This is a genomic window from Pseudoxanthomonas putridarboris (assembly GCF_038321125.1).
GTDB lineage: Bacteria > Pseudomonadota > Gammaproteobacteria > Xanthomonadales > Xanthomonadaceae > Pseudoxanthomonas_A > Pseudoxanthomonas_A putridarboris.
This window is the reverse complement of sequence record NZ_JBBWWT010000007.1, coordinates 153,605-171,222: the sequence shown is the minus strand read 5'-3', so window position 1 is coordinate 171,222 and position 17,618 is coordinate 153,605. Positions and strand designations below refer to the sequence as shown.

20 protein-coding genes and 1 pseudogene are annotated in these 17,618 nt (G+C 67.7%); 15 read left to right on the top strand and 6 right to left on the bottom strand.

Annotated elements, in window-relative coordinates:
- Positions 1-23: 23 nt before the first annotated feature.
- The 6 genes from AAD027_RS15050 (at position 24) to AAD027_RS15025 (ending at position 7,046) form a co-directional block, all read left to right on the top strand.
- Positions 24-470, top strand: a complete 447-nt coding sequence (locus AAD027_RS15050) for a GNAT family N-acetyltransferase (protein WP_341726843.1) — start codon at positions 24-26, stop codon at positions 468-470.
- A 220-nt stretch (positions 471-690) separates the two neighbouring features.
- The gene (locus AAD027_RS15045; protein WP_341726842.1) at positions 691-2,415 is read left to right on the top strand and encodes an O-linked N-acetylglucosamine transferase, SPINDLY family protein; all 1,725 of its coding nucleotides are present in this window, start codon (positions 691-693) and stop codon (positions 2,413-2,415) included.
- Between the two features lie 26 nt (positions 2,416-2,441).
- A complete protein-coding gene (gene moaB, locus AAD027_RS15040) occupies positions 2,442-2,960 on the top strand; it encodes a molybdenum cofactor biosynthesis protein B (RefSeq protein ID WP_341726841.1) in 519 nt (172 codons plus the stop codon).
- 17 nt (positions 2,961-2,977) lie between these two features.
- Positions 2,978-3,313, top strand: a complete 336-nt coding sequence (locus AAD027_RS15035; RefSeq protein WP_341726840.1) for a helix-turn-helix domain-containing protein — start codon at positions 2,978-2,980, stop codon at positions 3,311-3,313.
- 155 nt (positions 3,314-3,468) lie between these two features.
- Entirely contained in the window at positions 3,469-4,275 is an 807-nt protein-coding gene (ppk2, locus tag AAD027_RS15030; protein WP_341726839.1) for a polyphosphate kinase 2, read from the top strand.
- Between the two features lie 434 nt (positions 4,276-4,709).
- A complete protein-coding gene (locus tag AAD027_RS15025) occupies positions 4,710-7,046 on the top strand; it encodes a glycosyl hydrolase family 18 protein (protein ID WP_341726838.1) in 2,337 nt (778 codons plus the stop codon).
- 232 nt (positions 7,047-7,278) lie between these two features.
- Here the strand turns inward: AAD027_RS15025 and AAD027_RS15020 are convergent, their stop codons facing one another.
- From AAD027_RS15020 to AAD027_RS15010, 3 genes are read right to left on the bottom strand one after another with little or no spacing between them, the layout of a single operon-like run.
- Positions 7,279-7,545 (bottom strand): acylphosphatase, encoded by a 267-nt coding sequence (locus AAD027_RS15020; protein ID WP_341726837.1) that lies wholly within the window; start codon positions 7,543-7,545, stop codon positions 7,279-7,281.
- Positions 7,545-8,114 carry a TlpA family protein disulfide reductase gene (locus AAD027_RS15015; RefSeq protein WP_341726836.1) on the bottom strand — a complete coding sequence of 190 codons (570 nt, stop codon included), beginning with the start codon at positions 8,112-8,114 and terminating at the stop codon, positions 7,545-7,547. Before AAD027_RS15015 ends, AAD027_RS15020 begins: the two co-directional genes overlap by 1 nt.
- Entirely contained in the window at positions 8,111-9,388 is a 1,278-nt protein-coding gene (locus AAD027_RS15010) for a YihY family inner membrane protein (protein ID WP_341726835.1), read from the bottom strand. Before AAD027_RS15010 ends, AAD027_RS15015 begins: the two co-directional genes overlap by 4 nt.
- Positions 9,389-9,466: 78 nt before the next feature.
- On the opposite strand from AAD027_RS15010, the gene wrbA reads away from it, so the two are divergent.
- The 4 genes from wrbA to AAD027_RS14990 are packed head-to-tail and all read left to right on the top strand — an operon-like array spanning position 9,467 to position 11,625.
- On the top strand, positions 9,467-10,063 hold the full coding sequence (gene wrbA / locus AAD027_RS15005) for an NAD(P)H:quinone oxidoreductase (protein ID WP_341726834.1): 597 nt from the start codon (positions 9,467-9,469) through the stop codon (positions 10,061-10,063).
- Positions 10,063-10,401 carry a DUF2069 domain-containing protein gene (locus AAD027_RS15000; protein ID WP_425605470.1) on the top strand — a complete coding sequence of 113 codons (339 nt, stop codon included), beginning with the start codon at positions 10,063-10,065 and terminating at the stop codon, positions 10,399-10,401. Before wrbA ends, AAD027_RS15000 begins: the two co-directional genes overlap by 1 nt.
- Positions 10,401-11,135, top strand: coding sequence for a hypothetical protein (locus tag AAD027_RS14995; protein ID WP_341726833.1), 735 nt, complete (start codon positions 10,401-10,403; stop codon positions 11,133-11,135). Before AAD027_RS15000 ends, AAD027_RS14995 begins: the two co-directional genes overlap by 1 nt.
- A 1-nt stretch (position 11,136) precedes the next feature.
- Positions 11,137-11,625, top strand: a complete 489-nt coding sequence (locus tag AAD027_RS14990) for an asparaginase domain-containing protein (RefSeq protein ID WP_341726832.1) — start codon at positions 11,137-11,139, stop codon at positions 11,623-11,625.
- 96 nt (positions 11,626-11,721) lie between these two features.
- On the opposite strand, the gene AAD027_RS14985 is transcribed toward AAD027_RS14990, so the two are convergent.
- The gene (locus tag AAD027_RS14985; RefSeq protein ID WP_341726831.1) at positions 11,722-13,467 is read right to left on the bottom strand and encodes a S8 family peptidase; all 1,746 of its coding nucleotides are present in this window, start codon (positions 13,465-13,467) and stop codon (positions 11,722-11,724) included.
- Between the two features lie 326 nt (positions 13,468-13,793).
- Between AAD027_RS14985 and AAD027_RS14980 the strand changes: the two genes are divergently transcribed.
- Together AAD027_RS14980 and AAD027_RS14975 are read left to right on the top strand one after the other, a co-directional pair.
- On the top strand, positions 13,794-14,120 hold the full coding sequence (locus AAD027_RS14980; RefSeq protein ID WP_425605469.1) for a conjugal transfer nickase/helicase domain-containing protein: 327 nt from the start codon (positions 13,794-13,796) through the stop codon (positions 14,118-14,120).
- A 136-nt stretch (positions 14,121-14,256) separates the two neighbouring features.
- Positions 14,257-14,469, top strand: a complete 213-nt coding sequence (locus AAD027_RS14975) for a hypothetical protein (protein ID WP_341726830.1) — start codon at positions 14,257-14,259, stop codon at positions 14,467-14,469.
- On the opposite strand, the gene AAD027_RS14970 is transcribed toward AAD027_RS14975, so the two are convergent.
- Complete coding sequence (locus AAD027_RS14970) at positions 14,466-15,218, bottom strand: glucose 1-dehydrogenase (protein WP_341726829.1); 753 nt, start codon at positions 15,216-15,218, stop codon at positions 14,466-14,468. The genes AAD027_RS14975 and AAD027_RS14970 overlap by 4 nt on opposite strands.
- A gap of 4 nt (positions 15,219-15,222) precedes the next feature.
- Entirely contained in the window at positions 15,223-15,615 is a 393-nt protein-coding gene (locus tag AAD027_RS14965; protein WP_341726828.1) for a winged helix-turn-helix transcriptional regulator, read from the bottom strand.
- Between the two features lie 73 nt (positions 15,616-15,688).
- Between AAD027_RS14965 and AAD027_RS14960 the strand changes: the two genes are divergently transcribed.
- From AAD027_RS14960 to AAD027_RS14950, 3 genes and pseudogenes are all read left to right on the top strand, one after another.
- On the top strand, positions 15,689-16,282 hold the full coding sequence (locus AAD027_RS14960) for an NADPH-dependent FMN reductase (protein ID WP_341726827.1): 594 nt from the start codon (positions 15,689-15,691) through the stop codon (positions 16,280-16,282).
- On the top strand, positions 16,240-17,112 hold the full coding sequence (locus AAD027_RS14955; protein ID WP_341726826.1) for a pirin family protein: 873 nt from the start codon (positions 16,240-16,242) through the stop codon (positions 17,110-17,112). The genes AAD027_RS14960 and AAD027_RS14955 overlap by 43 nt, the downstream gene beginning before the upstream one ends.
- Positions 17,113-17,115: 3 nt before the next feature.
- A pseudogene (locus AAD027_RS14950) lies at positions 17,116-17,383 on the top strand (IS30 family transposase); the annotation flags it as partial.
- Positions 17,384-17,618: the final 235 nt, after the last annotated feature.

Genomic DNA, 17,618 nt, shown 5'->3' with positions numbered 1-17,618 from the left:
ACGCTGCAATACCAGGAGCGGGAATGAGCCTCTCGATCACCCGCGCCACCCTCGACGACGTGGATAGCGTCGCATCGCTGTTCGACCAGTACCGCCGTTTCTACCGGCAGCCCGCCGACAGCGCGCTGGCCCAGGCCTTCATCAGCGAGCGCCTGCGCCGCGGTGAATCGGCGATCCTGCTGGCCGAACGCGACGGGGCGGCGGCCGGCTTCACCCAGCTGTTCCCGTCGTTCTCCTCCGTGCGCGCCGGGCGCACCTGGATACTCAACGATCTCTTCGTCGTGCCGGATGCGCGGCGCACGGGCGTGGCGCGCGCGCTGCTGCAAGCGGCAGCCGAGTTCGCGAGAAAGGACGGCGCGCTGCGGCTGGAACTGGAAACCGACCACGACAACCATGCCGCACAGGCGCTGTATCGCACGATGGCGTGGGAACCTTACGACGGCACCTTGCGGTTCCGGTTGGAGCTTTAACGCATCCTGCGGGAAGGGACCGCCGTGGGAGCGACGTGAGTCGCGACGTTGGCGGCTCCGGTCGCGACTCACGTCGCTCCCACAAGACCGCCCGAGACATCACCGCCGAGGACCACTGCTTGTCTCCCGCCGCGACCAGCCGCTAGGCTGCCCGCCATGATCGCCACCCCGTTTCCTGCATCTTGCCACTGCGTGTCCCTGCCCTGCTCCGGCGGCAACCATGGCCGCTGACGATCCGCGCAGCGGGCGCGCGCAATTGCGCCAGCGCGTGCAGCGGGCGCCGCAGGATTTCATCGCCTGGGTGATGCTGGCGGAAGCCGAACTCGACCATGGCGATGCCGAAGCCGGGCTGCGCGCCGTCGCGCGCGCGCTGGCGCTGCGGCCCGGCCATCCGGAAGCGTTGGCGCGGCTGGGGCGCGGCCACTGGATGCAGGGCCGCCATGCGCAGGCGGTGGAAGCGTTGCAGCAGGCGGCCGCGCACGCACCGCAGCATCCCGGCATCGCGCTGTGGCTGGGCCATGCGCTGGAGGACGCCGGCGAAGCCGAGGCCGCCGCGCAGGCTTACGAACACGCCTGCCGCCTTGTCCCCGGCGAACCGCTGTTCGCTGCCCACCTGCTGAACTGGCGCCGCAAGCTGTGCGACTGGCGCGGACTGGACGCGCTGTCCGCGCAGGTGCGCCGCGCCGTGCGCGAAGGCCAGGGCGCGGTCGAACCGTTCGCGTTCCTCAGCGAGGACGCGCCCGCCGTCGAACAACTCGCGTGCGCGCGCCTGCGCGCGGCGGACATCGCGCGCGGCGTGGCGCCGTTGCCCGCCGCGATACGGCCGTCGGACGCATCGCGGCTGCGGCTCGGCTTCCTGTCCAACGGTTTCGGCGCCCACCCGACCGGACTGCTGACCGTCGCCTTCCTCGAATCCTTGCGCGAACACGCCGACATCGAAACGCATCTGTTCGCCCTGAACCACGACGATGGCAGCCCGATCCGCCAACGCCTCGGGGCCGCATCGACGCTGCACGACGTCTCCGGACAGCCGCATGGACGCATCGCGCAATGCATCCGCGACCAGCGCATCGACATCCTCTACGACCTGCGCGGCTGGGGCGGAGGCGGCGCGCCGGAAGTGCTGGCGATGCGGCCTGCCCCATTGCAGGTGAACTGGCTGGCCTATCCCGGCACCTCCGGCGCGCCATGGATCGACTACGTGCTGGCGGACCGCTTCGCACTGCCGCCTTCGCTGGTCCCGCACTACAGCGAACAGGTCGCGTGGCTGCCGGGCGCGTTCCAGCCCTCCGACACCGGGCGCGTCGTCGGCACGCCGCCTTCGCGCGCCGAATGCGGCCTGCCGGACACCGGCATGGTGTATGTCTGCTTCAACAACAGCTACAAGCTCAACCCGGCCAGCTTCGCCCGCATGATGGACGTGCTGGAGCAGGTGGACGGCAGCGTGCTGTGGCTGCTGTCCGGTCCCGGCCGCGCGGACGAGCGCCTGCGTGCGGCGGCGCAGGCGCGGGGCGTGGATCCGGCGCGGCTGGTGTTCATGCGCAAGCTGCCGCATGCCGACTACCTGGCGCGCTACCGCCATGCCGACCTGTTCCTGGATACGAACCCCTACAACGCCCACACCACCGCCTCCGACGCACTGTGGGCCGGCTGTCCGGTGCTGACCCGGCCCGGCGACACCTTCGCCGCGCGCGTGGCCGGCAGCCTCAACCATCATCTGGCGATGGACGAACTGAACGTCGCCAGCGACGACGAATACGTGCGAGTGGCGGTGCGGCTGGGCCGCGACGCGGACGAACGCGCTGCATGGCGCATGCGGCTGGAAGGCGCCCGCCGTTCGGCAACGCTGTTCGACATGCCGCGCTTCGCTTCCGGCTTCGCCGCGATCGCGCGGCGCATGGCCGCGCGCCGCGCGCAGGACCTGCCGCCCGCCGCGCTCGATTGACCCGGGATTGCGCTACCCTGCGCGGCATGGGCCATGCCGACGACCTGATTCCCCTGAGCCTGTGCGTGCTGACCGTGTCGGACAGCCGCACGTTGCGGGACGACCGTTCCGGCGACTACCTGGCCGCCGCGCTGGGCGAAGCCGGACATCGCCTGCACGACCGCGCGGTGCTGCCGGACGACCGCTACCAGCTGCGCGCGAAGGTATCGCAGTGGATCGCCGACGCCGCGGTGGACGGCATCCTGGTGACCGGCGGCACCGGCTTCACCGGCCGCGATTCCACGCCCGAAGCGCTGCTGCCGTTGCTGGACAAGGAAATGCCGGGCTTCGGCGAACTGTTCCGGCAGATCAGCTTCGAGGAGATCGGCACGTCCGCGTTGCAGTCGCGTGCGTTCGCCGGGCTGGCCAACCGGACCTTCGTGTTCTGCCTGCCCGGCTCGACGTCCGCGTGCCGCACGGGCTGGGAGAAGATCATCCGCGCGCAGCTCGACGCGCGCACGAAACCCTGCAACCTCGCCACGTTGCGCCCCCGCCTGAAGGAATGAGCAAGGAGCCGCCGAGCATGTCGCTGGACACCACGCTTCGCCTGCTGGCCAAGGCCAGCGGCATGACCGCCGCGGACCTGGCCGCCGCCATCCCGCGCGCGGGCGTGGCCACCGTCAAATCGTGGATGGCCGGCGACAAGCTGCCCGGCCGCGACCAGTTGAATGCGCTGGCGCGTGCGCTGGGCGTGCCGGCCGGCGCGCTGCTGTCGGAACTGGCCACCACGCTGGACCCGGCACGCACCAAGGGCGAACACGATCTGCTGGCCGCCTACCGTGCGCTCAACACGCGCCAGCAAGGCGCGCTGCTGGAGGTCGCCCGGAGCATGGCCGGCCATGCCGGGCGCAAGCGCTGACTCTTGCAGGAGGGCTTCGGCCCCGATCACTTCCTCGATCGGTCGGGGCTGAAGCCCCTCCTACAGCCTCTTACAACGCGATGCGTCGATTCCGGGCAGCGACAAAGCACTCAATCCCATCCGCACCACCCCGTCCTCCCGATAAGGAAGCCACTGTGAAAGAACTCAAGCGCAAGGATTACGAAGTCCTGCTCAAGCCACTGCAACTGGAACTGGCCGCGATGGCGCGCTGGGCTTCGCACACCGGCGCGCGCATCGTGGTGGTGGTGGAAGGCCGCGACACCGCCGGCAAGGGGGGCACGATCAGCGCCATCATCGAGCACCTCAACCCGCGCCAGTGCCGCGTGGTCGCCCTGCCCAAGCCCAGCGAGCGCGAGGCCACCCAATGGTATTTCCAGCGCTACATCGCGCACCTGCCCGCGGCCGGCGAAATCGTGCTGTTCGACCGCAGCTGGTACAACCGCGCCGGCGTGGAGCGGGTGATGGGCTATTGCAACGATGCGCAGTACCGCCAGTTCCTGCAGCAGGCGCCGGTGTTCGAGCGCGGGCTCACCGACGACGGCATCCTGCTGTTCAAGTACTGGCTGTGCGTGGACCAGGCGCAGCAGGAGGAACGCTTCGCCGAGCGCGCCGATGAGCCGCTGAAAAGCTGGAAGCTGTCGCCGATCGACCTGAAGGCGCGCGAGAAATACGCCGACTACACCGCCGCGCGCGAAGCCATGCTGAAGGCCACGCACAGCGCATACGCACCGTGGACGCTGGTGGATTTCAACGACCAACGGCTGGGCCGGCTCACCCTGATCCGCCACCTGCTGGACCGGCTGCCGGACACCGACGTGCCGCTGGATCCGCTGGGGTTGCCGCCGCTGAAGGGCAAGCTGCTGAAGGAGAAGTACACGGTGGTGAAGCCGGTTCCACGCTACCGCATCAGGGCGGCCCGCCGAGACATCAAGCCCGCGTGACGTCTTGAAGCGGGAGGGTCCATGCCCGGGACCCGTCCGGGTACGCGCTCCGTCCTCCGCGACACGCCCCATGCCGTGACCAGGCCAAGGCAAGACATGCCGCGGACAGGCCGTGTCCCTCTGCCCTCTCCCGCGTGCGTGCGTGGCGACAGGGCGCGGGACGCCACGGGCACGCGTCGGCACGCCCGGCGTCGCAGCGAGCGCATGCAGCATTGCAGCTTCCGTCCGTTTACTTCGACGCGACGGCCAATGCACGGCCAACAATTGCGATAACGCAACTGCATCACATCTCTACAGCCGCACGTGCGGCATACCGTCCTCCGGCCGTCGTCCTCGCGGGCCGGCCATCCCCCCACACCGCACTACCTGGCACGACGGGGCCTGCATGGCGCAGCCCCGGCCTCCACCTTTCGCAAGGCAACGGGAGAGTGATCATGTTGAGGAGTTTGGGCAGGACGTATTGGCTGGCGGGCCTGCTGGCACTGGCCGCCACCGGCACCGCACACGCACAGAGCGCCAGTTGCACCGGCGTTCCCGCATGGACGGCATCCACCATCTACAACCCCGGCGACCGGCTGGTGTACCAGGACCGGTTGTACGAAGCGAAGATCCAGATCTGGAACGCCCCGCCGACCCATTGCACCACCTGCGGCTGGTACCAGGACCTGGGCGCGTGCGGCACCGGCGGCAACCAGCCGCCCAGCGTCACCCTCACCGCACCCGCCGACGGCGCCACCGCCGCCACGGGCAGCACGGTGACCGTCAGCGCGAACGCCAGCGACAGCGACGGCAGCATCGCGCAGGTCGAATTCTTCCGCGGCACGGCCTCGCTGGGCGTGGACACCAGCCCGCCGTATTCGGTGTCGTGGACCAACGCCACCGCCGGCAGCCATGCGTTCCGCGCCGTCGCCACCGACAACGCCGGCGCCACCGCGCAGTCGGCCACGGCCACCATCACGGTGGGCACGCCCTCGGATACCGTGCCGCCCAGCGTGCCGACGGGGTTGAACTCGCCCGCGAAGACGGCATCGAGCGTGTCGCTGGCGTGGAACGCGTCCACCGACAACGCCGGCGGCAGCGGCGTGGCCGGCTACGACATCTATCGCAACGGCAGCCTCGCCGGTTCCTCCACCGGCACCAGCTTCACCAGCAGCGGGCTGACGGCGAACACCGCCTACAGTTTCGCCGTGCGCGCACGCGACAACGCCGGCAACGCCTCGGCGCAGAGCGCCGCCATCAGCGTGACCACCGCGGCGGCCAGCGACACCATCGCACCGTCGGTGCCGACCGGCCTGGCGGTAGTGGGACAGACCGCCAGCAGCATCTCGCTGGCCTGGGCGGCCTCCACCGACAATGCCGGCGGCAGCGGCGTGGCCGGCTACGACGTCTACCGCAACGGCACGCTGGCCGGCTCGCCGAGCGGCAACAGTTACACCGCCACCGGCCTGGCGGCCGCCACCAGCTACAGCTTCACCGTACGCGCGCGCGACAACGCCGGCAATACCTCGGCGCAGAGCGCCGCGATCACCGGCAGCACCACGTCGGGCGGAGGCGGCGGCAACAAGCGCCTGCTGGGCTACTTCGTGCAATGGGGCATCTACGCACGCAACTACCGGGTGAAGAACATCGACACCAGCGGCACCGCCGCCAAGCTGACACACATCAACTACGCCTTCGGCAACGTGCGCAACAACCGCTGCGAAGTCGGCCTCACCGTGCCGTCCAATGAAGCGACCGGCGCCGGCGGCGACGCCTTCGCCGACTACACCAAGGCCTTCGGCGCGGCCGAGAGCGTCAGCGGCGCGGCCGACACCTGGGACCAGCCGCTGCGCGGCAACTGGAACCAGTTGAAGCAGCTGAAGACCAAGTATCCCGGCCTGAAGGTGCTGATCTCGCTGGGCGGCTGGACCTGGTCGCGCGGTTTCTCCGAAGCGGCCAGGCCGGCCAACCGGCAGGCCTTCGTGGCCTCGTGCATCGACGCCTACATCCGCGGCAACCTGCCGGTGACCGACGGCGCCGGTGGTCCGGGCGCGGCGCTGGGGGTGTTCGACGGCATCGACATCGACTGGGAATACCCCAACGCCTGCGGCCTGAGCTGCGGCACGCCGGAGGACCGCGCCAATTTCACCGCGCTGCTGGCGGAGTTCCGCAGCCAGTTGAACGCGGTGCGGCCCGGCCTGCTGCTGACCGTCGCCGTGGGGGCCGGCGTGGACAAGATCGCCGCCACCGATCCAGGGCAGTACGCGCAGCACCTGGATTTCATCAACATCATGAGCTACGACTTCCACGGCGCCTGGGAGCCGCGCACCAACCACCACTCGGCGCTGTTCGATTCGCCCAACGACCCGTCCACGGGCGATGTGCGCTTCTACAACACCAACGACGCCGTCGAGGCGTTCCTGCAGCGCGGCGTGCCGGCGGCCAAGCTCAACCTGGGCATCGGCTTCTACGGCCGCGGCTGGACCAACGTGCCCGGCGCCAACAACGGCCTGTACCAGACCGGCAGCGCCGCGCCGGGCACCTACGAGTCCGGCATCGAGGACTACAAGGTGCTGAAGAACCTGGGCTGGCCCAGCTTCATCGACGCCAACGCCAGGGCGCACTGGATCTACAACGGCAGCACGTTCTGGTCGTTCGACAATCCGGCCATCATCACCGAGAAGATGAGCTACACCAAGGCGCAGGGACTGGGCGGCGCGTTCTTCTGGGAACTGAGCGGCGACGACGCGCAGGGCACGCTGGCCAAGGCGATGAGCGCGGGGCTGGAGTGACCGCATGAGGCAAAAGGAAGGAGGCGCCGGGCACGGCGCTTCCTTCCGCCGCTTCCCTGTGGGAGCGACGTCGGTCGCGACGGGAAACCACGAAAAGCCTTGCAGCCACGGATTGACACGGATCACACGGATGAAGCGGAAAAGGAACATCCGTTTCCATCCATGTGGACTTTCGGCAAAAAAGAGGTTCTTCCACCGATCGCGACCGACGTCGCTCCCACGAGGAAGCCTGTCAGCCAGCGACGAAGCCTTCGTCGACCGGGCCGTCCCATTCGCTGCGCTCCACGCGGTCCACGCGCGCGGATGGCGGGCCATGGTGCAGCCACGCTTCCAGCGTATCGAGCGCGTCGGCGTCGCCTTCGGCGATCACTTCGACGCGCCCGTCCGGCAGGTTGGTCGCGCGGCCCGACAAGGCCAGGTCCAGCGCACGCGCGCAGGTGGAGGCGCGGAAGAACACGCCCTGCACCTTGCCGCTGACCACGAATCTTGCCGCCGCCATCACGCCTCCGCTTTCGGTCCACCCGCGGCTTCCACGGCCGCCTGGATCTCCTTGCCGGTCACCGGGCCGAGGAACTGCTTGGCCACGCGGCCATCCGGGCCGATCAGGTAGGTCAGCGGCAAGCCGCGCGGCGTGGCGAAATCCGCCGGCGGGTCGTACACATCGAGGATCGCGATGGGATAGACCACCGGCCGCTCGGCCAGGAAGGCCTTCAGCTCGTCGGGCTCGATTTCCTCATAGGCCAGGCCGATGACCTCGATGTGGTCGTTGGCCCGGTCCAGTTCCGACAGGTCCGGCATTTCCTTCAGGCACGGTGCGCACCACGTCGCCCAGAAGTTCACCACCACCCATTTGCCGCGATGCGCGGCCAGGTCGTAGTCGGCGCCTTCCAGCGTCCGCACCTTCAGCGTGGGCAGTTCGGCGGTGCGGTCGCTCCCCCTCGCATTCGGGTCCACCGCCTGCACATGCGGCTCGATGGCGGGCTGCGCGGTTTCCTGTGGGGTCGATTCGGAATTGCAGGCGGTCATGGCCAGCAGCATGGCCAGCAACAGCGACAGGCGGTTCTTCATGCGGGCTCCTTGGCGGGTTCGGCGAAGATGTCGCTGACCCGGCGTTTCATCAGTTCGCGCAACGGCATGCGCAGTTCGTCCAGCGCGGACAGGGCCGCGCGGCCCAGCGCATCGTCGTGGAAAGGCAAGTGCGCTTCCGCCACCGGGATGCGCAACTGGCAGGCTTCGTACAGGTCGCACAGCGTCAGGTCGTCCAGGTCGCGCGCCAGCAGCCATTCGCCTTCCTCGTCGCGGCGCAGCAGGTTGATCCCGGACAGCTGCGCCAGCATCTGCTGGATCAGCGAATCGGTCAGCATCGGCTCCATCTCCAGGATCTGGTCGCTGTGCAGGCCGCGCCCCTGTCCGCGCGCCTGGGCGAAACGGCCCAGCATGCGCAGCAGGCCGTAGATCTCGTAGCCCAGCGGCAACCGCATCGAGACCGGCTGGTAGCGGAAGGCCGCCATGCCCGAGGCCAGCGACGCGCCCAGCAGCACCGCGATCCAGCACAGGTAGATCCACAGCAGCAGGATCGGCGCCGCCGCCACCGCGCCATATATCTTCTGGTAGGCATGGAAGCTGCCCAGGTACACGCCCAGGCCCCACTTGGCCAGTTCCAGCAGCACCGTGGCCAGCAGCGCGCCGGCCACCGCGTAGCGCCACTTGATGGTCCGGTGCGGCACCACGCGGTAGATCACCGCGATGGCCGCGAACTCGATCAGCACCGGCGCCAGGCTCAACGACAGCCCCTGCAGCAGCTTGCCGCCGCTGGTGGCGAACAGCGGCAATGCATAAAGGCGCGCCGACAGCGCCAGCGAGGCCGCGGCCATCAGCGCGCCCAGCGTCAGCACGGTCCAGTACACCAGGAAGCGCGACAGCTTGGGCCGCGCGCTGGAGACGCGCCAGATGCGGTTGAGCGTGGCCTCGATGCTGTTGAGCGTGATCAGCAGCGACACCACCAGCGCGACCACGCCGACCGCGGTCAGCTTGCCGGTATTGGCGAGGAAGCCGTCCAGCCTGGTCTTCAGGCTGGCCGCCGCGCCCGGCAGGAAGTTGGCGAAGATGTAGTCGCGCAGCTGCGCGCTCCATTCCTGGAATACCGGGAACGCCGACAGCACACCGAACACCACCATCGCCAGCGGCACCAGCGCGAACAAGGTGGTGTAGGCCAGCGAGCCGGCGGCCTGGAACAGGCGGTCGTCGAGGAAGCGCCTGGCCAGGAAGCGGAAGAACGTGCCCATGCGCGCGCGGTCGCGCATGCGCTCGCTCCAGCGGTTCAATGAATCCAGTGGCTCCATGGCCGGAAGGGTAACCGATGCGCCGCGGGGACGACATCGCCGATACTAGGCGCCTTCCCAAGCGACGATGACGGCCCGATGCCCGAGATCCTGGTGCTCTACTACAGCCGCGGCGGTTCGGTGGCGCGACTGGCGCGGCAGATCGCGCGCGGCGTGGGCGAAGTGGACGGCATGTCCGCGCGCCTGCGCAGCGTGCCGCCGGTGGCGGCGGTGACCCAGCAGGCCGCCCCGCCCGTGCCCGAGGACGGCGCGCCCTACGTGGACCGGCGCGACCTGGCCGAATGCGCGGGCCTGGTGCTGGGCAGCCCCACCCGCTTCGGCAACATGGCCGCGCCGGTCAAGCACTTCATCGACGGCCTGGGCGCCGAATGGGCCAGCGGCACGCTGGTCGGCAAGCCGGCGGCGGTGTTCACCTCCACCGCCACCCAGCACGGCGGGCAGGAATCGACCCTGCTGTCGATGCAGGTACCGCTGCTGCATCACGGCTGCGTGATCGTGGGCATCCCCTTCACCGAGCCGCAGCTGAGCAGCACGCGCACCGGCGGCACGCCCTACGGCGCCAGCCACGTGGCCGGCGGCGAAGACGATCCGCAACCCAGCGAAGAGGAAGCCGCGCTGGCGCGCGCGCTGGGCCGCCGCGTGGCCGACATCGCGCGCCGGCTGGGGGCGCCGTGATGGAGATGGATCGTTCGCGGGCATGGCTGGCCGCCATGCTGCTGGCGCTTGCCGCGCTGTACGCGGTCTGGTTCCTCGGCGACCGCCATTACACCGCCGTGCTGCTGGTGTTCTGCCTGCCGCCGGTGCTGCTGTCGCTGGGCGTGCTGGTGCGCAGGACCAGTGCCGCGTTCTGGGCCGGCGTGTTCGCGCTGTTCTGGTTCGCCCACGCGGTGATGGTGGCATGGTCGCGGCCGGCCGAAGCCGGCTATGCCTGGGGCGGCATCGTGCTGTCGGTCGGCATCGTGCTGGCGACCAGCTGGCCCGCGCTGCGCGGGCGTTTCCGGAAGAAGGCGTGATGCGCCGCCTGGCAGCGCTATTGGCACTGGCCGCGTCGTCCGCGTCGGTCACGCACGCGCGGGCACAGGAGGCCGCCTGCGAGGCCAGCCCAGCCGAACAGGCCGGCAACCGCGACGGCAGCACGCTGTCGTTGCGCACGGAATGCCCTGCCGGCGCCACCCGCCGCTACATCGTCGAACTGCGCTGCGCCGACGGCCGGCAGTGCGACACGCTGGAGATCGAACAGGACATCGAAGAGAGTCCGACGGGCCACGCTTCGCTGGTCGACATCGACGGCGACGGCATGCACGAAGTGGAGGTGCGCGGCATGTGCGGCGCCGGTCCCAACTGCGAAGGCGACCTCTACCGCATCGACCGCGATGGCCGGACGCTGTACCACTTCTTCAGCGGCGGCTATGCCGACGTGCGGATCATCGACGGCCATATCGTCGAATCCGGCCGCGCCAGCTGCTGCTCGTGGGAACACCATGCCTGGCCATTGGACGAGGATGGCCGCCTGCACGGCGACGGCCCCATGGCGTTGATGGTCACCATCGGCGCGGATTTCGCCAGCGAACGCGACGATGCGCCGCCGCGCTGCACGTTCAGCCGCCCCAGCGGCGATAATCGGCAGGTGGTCGCCCCGCCCGGCGCCGCCTGGCTGTCGTTGTGCGAGGTGTACGGCGACGACTACCACCTGGTCACCCCCGAAGAAGCGCGCGCGGCCGATGCCGCCGCCGCGCAGGAGCAATGAGATGGAAGAGCTGCTGATCGTCACCACAGGTGGCACGATCGACAAGATCTACTTCGACGACAAGTCCGACTACCAGATCGGCGATCCGCAGATCGGCCAGATCCTGAAGGAACTGGGCGTGGCCTTCCGATTCACCGTCATCCCGATCATCCGCAAGGACTCGCTGCACATCACCGACGAGGACCGCGAACTGGTCCGCGCCACCGTCGCCGCGCAGTCGGCGCGCCACGTACTGATCACCCACGGCACCGATTCGATGGTGGAAACGGGCAAGGTGCTGCAGTCGATCCCGGGCAAGACCATCGTGCTGACCGGCGCGCTGAACCCGGCGCGCTTCCGCGGCTCCGACGCGGAATTCAACATCGGCTGCGCGGTCGGCGCGGTGCAGTCGCTGCCCGCTGGCGTCTACATCGCCATGAACGGCCGCATCTGGGATCCGGCCAAGGTGCGCAAGAACGTCGCGGCGAACCGCTTCGAGGCGGTCGGCTGACACGGCTCCGGCCCGCACGCGCATGCGATGCCCCGAAAGGAAAACCCCGGCTTTCGCCGGGGTTTCCGTTTGGCTTGCCTGCAACGATGCAGTGGTTCAGCGCGTAGCCGTGAGCGTCACGCCGGAGAAGCTGGTGTAGGCCTTCACGCGGATGTGCCACGTACCCGACTGCGGCGCGTTGATCGTGCAGGTCTCGTTGTTGCCGTAGAGATACGGACGGCAGTTGTACACCGTGTCGGTCGGCGCGCTGCCATAGCGCACGTACAGGTCGGCGTCGCCCGTGCCGCCGGCGATGGTCACCCTGAGCTGGCTGGTCCCGGTGGGCACCTGGAAGGTGTAGTTGAGCGAATTGCCGGTGCCGGCCGACAGGCCGCTGACCGGTACGCCATTCTGCAACTGGTTGCCGCCGCCTCCACCGCCACCTGTCGCCGCGACCACCGCGCCGTCGGCATTGGCGATGCCCGCGCCGCAGCCGCCGGAACACGTGCCCGGCAACGGACGCGCGGTGCTCTTGAGGATGCTCTCCACCTGCGCCGGCGTCAGCGGCGAAGAAGCGGCCGCCTGCATCAGCGCGACGATGCCGGCCACGTGCGGCGCCGCCATCGAGGTGCCGTTGTAGGACGCGTAGCTGGCACTGCCCGGCGTGGTGGTGCCGGTGTTCAACGTGGACAGGATGCTCTGGCCCGGTGCGGAGATGTCGATGCCGGCGCCGTAGTTGGAGAAGCTGGCGCGCGAACCGGCCGACGTGGTGGCCGCCACCGCGATGACGTTGGGGCAGTTGGCCGGCACCGAACTGGAAACGTTGGTGTTGCTGTTGCCCGCCGCCACCACCACGGTGGTCCCGCGCGAGACGGCGCCGTTGATGGCGTTCTGGTAGGTGGCCGAGCAACTGCCGCTGCCACCCAGCGACAGGTTGATCACCTCGGCCGGGTTGGCGTTGGCCGGCACGCCGCTGACGGTGCCGCCGGAGGCCCAGGTGATGGCGTCGGCGATGTCGGACGTGTAGCCGCCGCAACGGCCCAGCACGCGCACCGGCACCACCTTGGCGTTGAACGCGGTGCCGGCCACGCCGGTGGCGTTGTTGGTCACCGCGGCCACCGTGCCGGCCACGTGCGTGCCGTGCCAACTGGAGTTGCTCACCGGCGAACCGGCATAGCATTCGCCCGCCACCGGGTTCCAGTCGCCCTCGTCGTTGGGATTGGAATCGCGGCCGTTGCCGTCGCGCGAGACGAAGGTGTCGCTGATGAAGTCGTAGCCGGGCAGGATGTTGGCGTTGAGGTCGGCATGGTTGGTGATGCCGGTGTCGATCACGGCCACCACCACGCCGGCACCGGTGGACTTGTCCCACGCCGGACGCACGTTGATGCCGGCGCTGCTGGTGCCGAACGCCCACTGTTCGGAGAAACGCGTGTCGTTGGGCACCAGCGTCGGATACATGCGCTGGTCGACTTCCACGTACTCCACGTTGGGGTCGGCGGCCAGCTGGCGCATCAGCGATTCGGCTTCCACGCGGTCCAGCTTGCGGTCGGCGCGCACCACGTCGGCGCCACCGGCGGCCAGGCGCATCAACCGTTGCAGGCCCAGTGCGCGTCCGTTGCGCTTGGCCACGCCGCTGCTCGCCGCGGTGTTGAGGGATTTCGTCAGCGATGCGGCGCTGCCCGCTTCACTGCTGCCATCGCGGTATTTCACGATGAAGCGATCGAAGCCCTCCGGCTCTTCCGCCTGCAAGCCACTGGTATCCACCCGGCCGGCGGCCGCGGGAAGCGCGTACAACGATGCCACTACCGCGGCGGCCAGGCCCACGACCTGCCAGCGCGAACGACGTTTCGCAAGAACGGACATCAGATTCTCCCTCGTTGGATGATGAAAGCCGCAGGAGCGGCGAACGTCCCGGTCGATTCGCATGGGGAGCGAGAGGGGGATTGGCGGCCTGTTGCGTTTCGACCGGAGCACGATCACGCGAACGCGTGATGCAGGACGAAGCTAGCGGACGCCGCCGCCGCGAATCAGCGATGAAAGACACACTTCGCGCGACGCACGCCAAAACGTAATCGTCCAGCTACACGCATGTAGCGGAGCCACCGGTGGACATCGCGATGTAGATTCATTTACGTGCGTCGCGCGTGAAAACTACATGCGCTCACGATGCTTGTGGAGCATGCATGTCCATGCAATGCGGCATGCGGTCGAATCGCACGCATGCCGACGGCAGCTTGTACCGGTGCGACGTCATGTTCGATGACGCGCAGGATCGCCCGTGCGTCGCATTCCTCGCCAAGCAGGACGACATGGCCGACTGGCAGCAGGCGCGGAAGCGATTCGAGAAGCTGCAGTTCCACCGCAAGCAGCGCAGCGGCCGGAACATCTGGACCTGCGAGGCCACAGGGCCGCATGGATCCCGGAAGCTGCATGCCAACGGGTCATTGGCCCGTCGCCTGGGCTTCCAGCCGACCGTAAGAACCGTCTATCAGGCCGCCGAGGAAAAGCTGCTGTGACGCACGCCCAGCGCTGGGCGCAAGCCTTTCGATCAGGCGGCGCGGCAATAGCACAGCGCGCCTAAGAGCGCCTGCTCCTTCTGGCATAGAACGACTGATCTGCGCCATTCAGGTCGGCCCGTGCCTTGCTCTTGGCTTGAGCACGGAAGGAGCACTGCGCCTGCTGCATAGCTCGATGCGTATCGAATGCTTCGCCGAATCCCGGCTGCAATGCCAGCGACAGATGCTGCATCGTGCTGCCGCCGCGGTCGGAAAACTGGAGCAGTACCCGACCGGCCCGGTGATGGAGGTGAAGGGTTCGGTCGGACGTGCGAACCGCCCTTCATGGGTCTTGATCGGAGCCTTCTAAACCGTGATTCCTCCATCCACGCTGAGAATCGTGCCCGTGGTAAACCCCGCGCTTGGCGAACACAGGTAGAGGACCGCCCCAGCAATCTCTTCGGGACGGCCAGTGCGCTTCATCGGCTGTAGTCCATTGAGAAAATCGCGGCCGCTTTCTTCCGCTCGCATCTCCTCGTTCATGGGCGTATCGATCACGCCTGGACACACCACGTTGACCCGGACTCCTTGTGCAGCGAACTCGACTGCCGCCGATTTGGTCAGCCCGATGACGGCAAACTTGCTCGCGTTGTATATCGCCGAACCCGGAAAGGCCCGGATTCCCAGGAACGAGGCGGTATTGACGATGCCGCCGCCGCCATTTTTCATGATCGCCGGGATTTCGTGCTTCATGCAAAGCGCGACGCCGCGCACGTTGACGGCCAGGATGCGGTCGATGGCCTCGGCTGTTATTTCGGTAATGGGGGCGGGCGGGAGGAAAATACCCGCATTGTTGAAGGCGAAATTCAAGCCACCGAACACCTCGACGGTCCGCGCGACCATTGAGGCAACCTCATCTTCGACCGAAACATCGGCCCGCACGAAAAGTCCTTTGCCGCCTGCTTGCTCGATGAGAGCAACGGATTCCGCACCCTCATCTTCCCGCCGTCCGACAACGGCAACGTTGGCCCCTTCCCGAGCGAACGCAAGAGCGGTGGCCCGGCCGATGCCGGAGGTGCCGCCGGTGACGAGAACGACTTTGTCGGCAAATGTTTTCATAGCGCTAGATCCTCGTTCGTTCTTCGATGTTGCGGCGCTTGGCATAGGTCGCGCGTGCGGCGTCCATGCGCGACGAGTTCTCGATGACCCACTCGGCGAGCGCCCGCACCGGCACAAGAAACTCAAACCCAAGTTTGGTCAGTGCATATTCGACTTGAGGCGGTTTTACGGGCGTCACCGTACGGGAAACGAAGCCGTTCTCCTCCAGATCCCTCAAGGTCGAGGCCAGTACCTTCTGGCTGATCTCGCCAACCGCACGACGCAGTGCGTTGAAGCGGTGGGGACCGCTGCCGAGAACGTGTACCACGAGCATCGTCCACTTGTCGCTGATCCTCGCGATCATGCCGCTGATGTGCTCGCACTGGGCGCTATCTCCGCGGTGATCAGGTTTCTTCAAAGTGCCTCCTTGTCGGCCTCGAGGGCCCGCCGTAGATTGGTTTCCATTGGAAACCAGCATACAAGAGGTTATCGTGAACACAACGCCAAAGATCGCCGTCATCATCGGCTCGACCCGTCCGACCCGCTTCGCCGACAAGCCCGCGCAATGGATTCTGAAGCAGGCCAGGGCTCGCACCGACATGGACGTGGAGTTGGTGGACCTGCGCGACCACCCGATGCCCTTCTTCGACGAAATATCGACGAACAGGTTCGTGCCGAGCCAGAATCCCGAAGCGGTGCGGTGGCAGGAGACCGTCGGCAAATATGATGGGTTCATCTTCGTTGTACCGGAATACAACCATTCCTTGCCCGCCGTGCTGAAGAACGCCCTCGACGAAGCTTACAAGGAATGGAATCACAAGCCTTTCACCGCTGTCGGCTATGGCGGTGTCGGCGCAGCGCGTTCGATCGAGCACCTGCGACAGATCGGCGTGGAGTTGCAGATGGTGTCGACGGCCGCGGCCGTCCATATCGCAGGCGGGGACTTCTTTACCGTTTCTCCCTTCGGCCATGACCGGCCGCTCGAGGAAATCGAGGCCAACCTGCTGCCTTACGCGAAAGGCGCGTTCGACGAGCTGGTCTGGTGGGCGAAAGCGACGATGGCCGCGAGAGCGCTCGAAGCATGAGCGCTACCGGCACCCTTCGACATCCGGCGGACCAATTCGAACGGACCATCAGCCATCGCTCGCGTGGCAGCCACTTTCGATACATCCGTCCCGATCATCTCGGGCGGGTAGTCAAGCCATTCGTCTATTTCGACCTGTTCGACAAGGACGGTCCCGAGATGATGTTCGGATTGCACCCGCATTCCGGCATCGCAACGGTCACCCACGTGTTCGAAGGCGCCATCGATTACACCGATCCGGACGGCACGAGCGGGACCGTGCTGCCCGGCGGCGTTGAATGGATGATGGCCGGCAAGGGCATGTGGCACGGGGGAGGCGCGGTCGAAGGACGCGTTGCAGGCTTTCAACTTTGGATCGCCATGCCGCCGGAACTGGAGCTGGCGCCCTACGAGTCCAGCTACTGGCAAGCGGAGGACATCGAGACGGACGGTCCTGCGCGCGTTCTGATGGGCCGACTCGGCGCTGCCAGGGGCAAGTTCGCAGCCGATCTCCCCATCACCTTGCTCACGGTGAAGCTTGTGGCCGGCGAGAGCTGGCGCTTTACCCCACCTGGTGGGCAGGAAGTGCTTTGGATCGGAGTGTCGAAGGGCGCCCTGTCGGCACCGGATCGCGTCGTGACCGGTGAATTGGTCATCTTCGATCGGTCGGAAAACGGCGTCACCTTCAAGGCCAAAACCGAGACGCTCTTCGTGCTCGGCGCCTCGACGCTGCACGACCATGAGTTGGCGGTCGGCCACTACTCGGTCCACACCAACCGCGATGCCTTGGTGGAGGGCGAGCGGCATATCCAGGAGCTTGGCACTGAACTGCGCAGGAACGGGCGTCTCTGATGCCGCCAAGGCGGTCGCCTGTTCCGCCACCTGGGACAAGGTGGCAAGCAGGGGCCGCCTACAGGGCAAGCCCATGATCGACACGCGCCCTGAAGCCATTGAGCTGCGGCAGGAGCCCGGAGACTGGGAAGGCGACACCGTCATCGGCGCAGCCGGCGAGCGCCACTGCCTCCTGACCCTGGTCGATCGCAGTTGGGGCCTCAGTCTGGTCGAGGAGCTGCCCCACCGCACCGCCACCGCCGTCAACCGCGCCGTGCTGAAGCTCATCCGCGTGGTCCATCGCGCACCGTCGTGAGACCGGTACTTGATCTGCTCCGGATGGGCATAAAGTCTCCAGAGGCCGTCTCGTAGCCGTTGGACGGGCACGACCGCGGCGTGGCATCGGCATCCTCGGCCCCTCCGTTGGGGAGTCCAACGCTCGGACCGAGCCTGTGACGCGATCGACGGCATGGACGTGATCGCGGTGGACCCTGCCGAGCGCAAGCAGTGGGGGGAGCAGACCGTCA

What these genes read in the sequence shown, in the direction of transcription:
- AAD027_RS15050 (WP_341726843.1), top strand. Translation starts at nt 24, where the DNA reads ATGAGCCTCTCGATCACCCGCGCCACCCTCGACGACGTGGATAGCGTC.
- AAD027_RS15025 (WP_341726838.1), top strand. Translation starts at nt 4,710, where the DNA reads ATGTTGAGGAGTTTGGGCAGGACGTATTGGCTGGCGGGCCTGCTGGCA.
- AAD027_RS14985 (WP_341726831.1), bottom strand. Translation starts at nt 13,467, where the DNA reads ATGTCCGTTCTTGCGAAACGTCGTTCGCGCTGGCAGGTCGTGGGCCTG.
- AAD027_RS14970 (WP_341726829.1), bottom strand. Translation starts at nt 15,218, where the DNA reads ATGAAAACATTTGCCGACAAAGTCGTTCTCGTCACCGGCGGCACCTCC.
- AAD027_RS14990 (WP_341726832.1), top strand. Translation starts at nt 11,137, where the DNA reads ATGGAAGAGCTGCTGATCGTCACCACAGGTGGCACGATCGACAAGATC.
- AAD027_RS15000 (WP_425605470.1), top strand. Translation starts at nt 10,063, where the DNA reads ATGGAGATGGATCGTTCGCGGGCATGGCTGGCCGCCATGCTGCTGGCG.
- AAD027_RS15045 (WP_341726842.1), top strand. Translation starts at nt 691, where the DNA reads ATGGCCGCTGACGATCCGCGCAGCGGGCGCGCGCAATTGCGCCAGCGC.
- AAD027_RS14995 (WP_341726833.1), top strand. Translation starts at nt 10,401, where the DNA reads ATGCGCCGCCTGGCAGCGCTATTGGCACTGGCCGCGTCGTCCGCGTCG.
- wrbA (WP_341726834.1), top strand. Translation starts at nt 9,467, where the DNA reads ATGCCCGAGATCCTGGTGCTCTACTACAGCCGCGGCGGTTCGGTGGCG.
- AAD027_RS15010 (WP_341726835.1), bottom strand. Translation starts at nt 9,388, where the DNA reads ATGGAGCCACTGGATTCATTGAACCGCTGGAGCGAGCGCATGCGCGAC.
- moaB (WP_341726841.1), top strand. Translation starts at nt 2,442, where the DNA reads ATGGGCCATGCCGACGACCTGATTCCCCTGAGCCTGTGCGTGCTGACC.
- AAD027_RS15035 (WP_341726840.1), top strand. Translation starts at nt 2,978, where the DNA reads ATGTCGCTGGACACCACGCTTCGCCTGCTGGCCAAGGCCAGCGGCATG.
- AAD027_RS15015 (WP_341726836.1), bottom strand. Translation starts at nt 8,114, where the DNA reads ATGAAGAACCGCCTGTCGCTGTTGCTGGCCATGCTGCTGGCCATGACC.
- AAD027_RS15020 (WP_341726837.1), bottom strand. Translation starts at nt 7,545, where the DNA reads ATGGCGGCGGCAAGATTCGTGGTCAGCGGCAAGGTGCAGGGCGTGTTC.
- AAD027_RS14980 (WP_425605469.1), top strand. Translation starts at nt 13,794, where the DNA reads ATGCAATGCGGCATGCGGTCGAATCGCACGCATGCCGACGGCAGCTTG.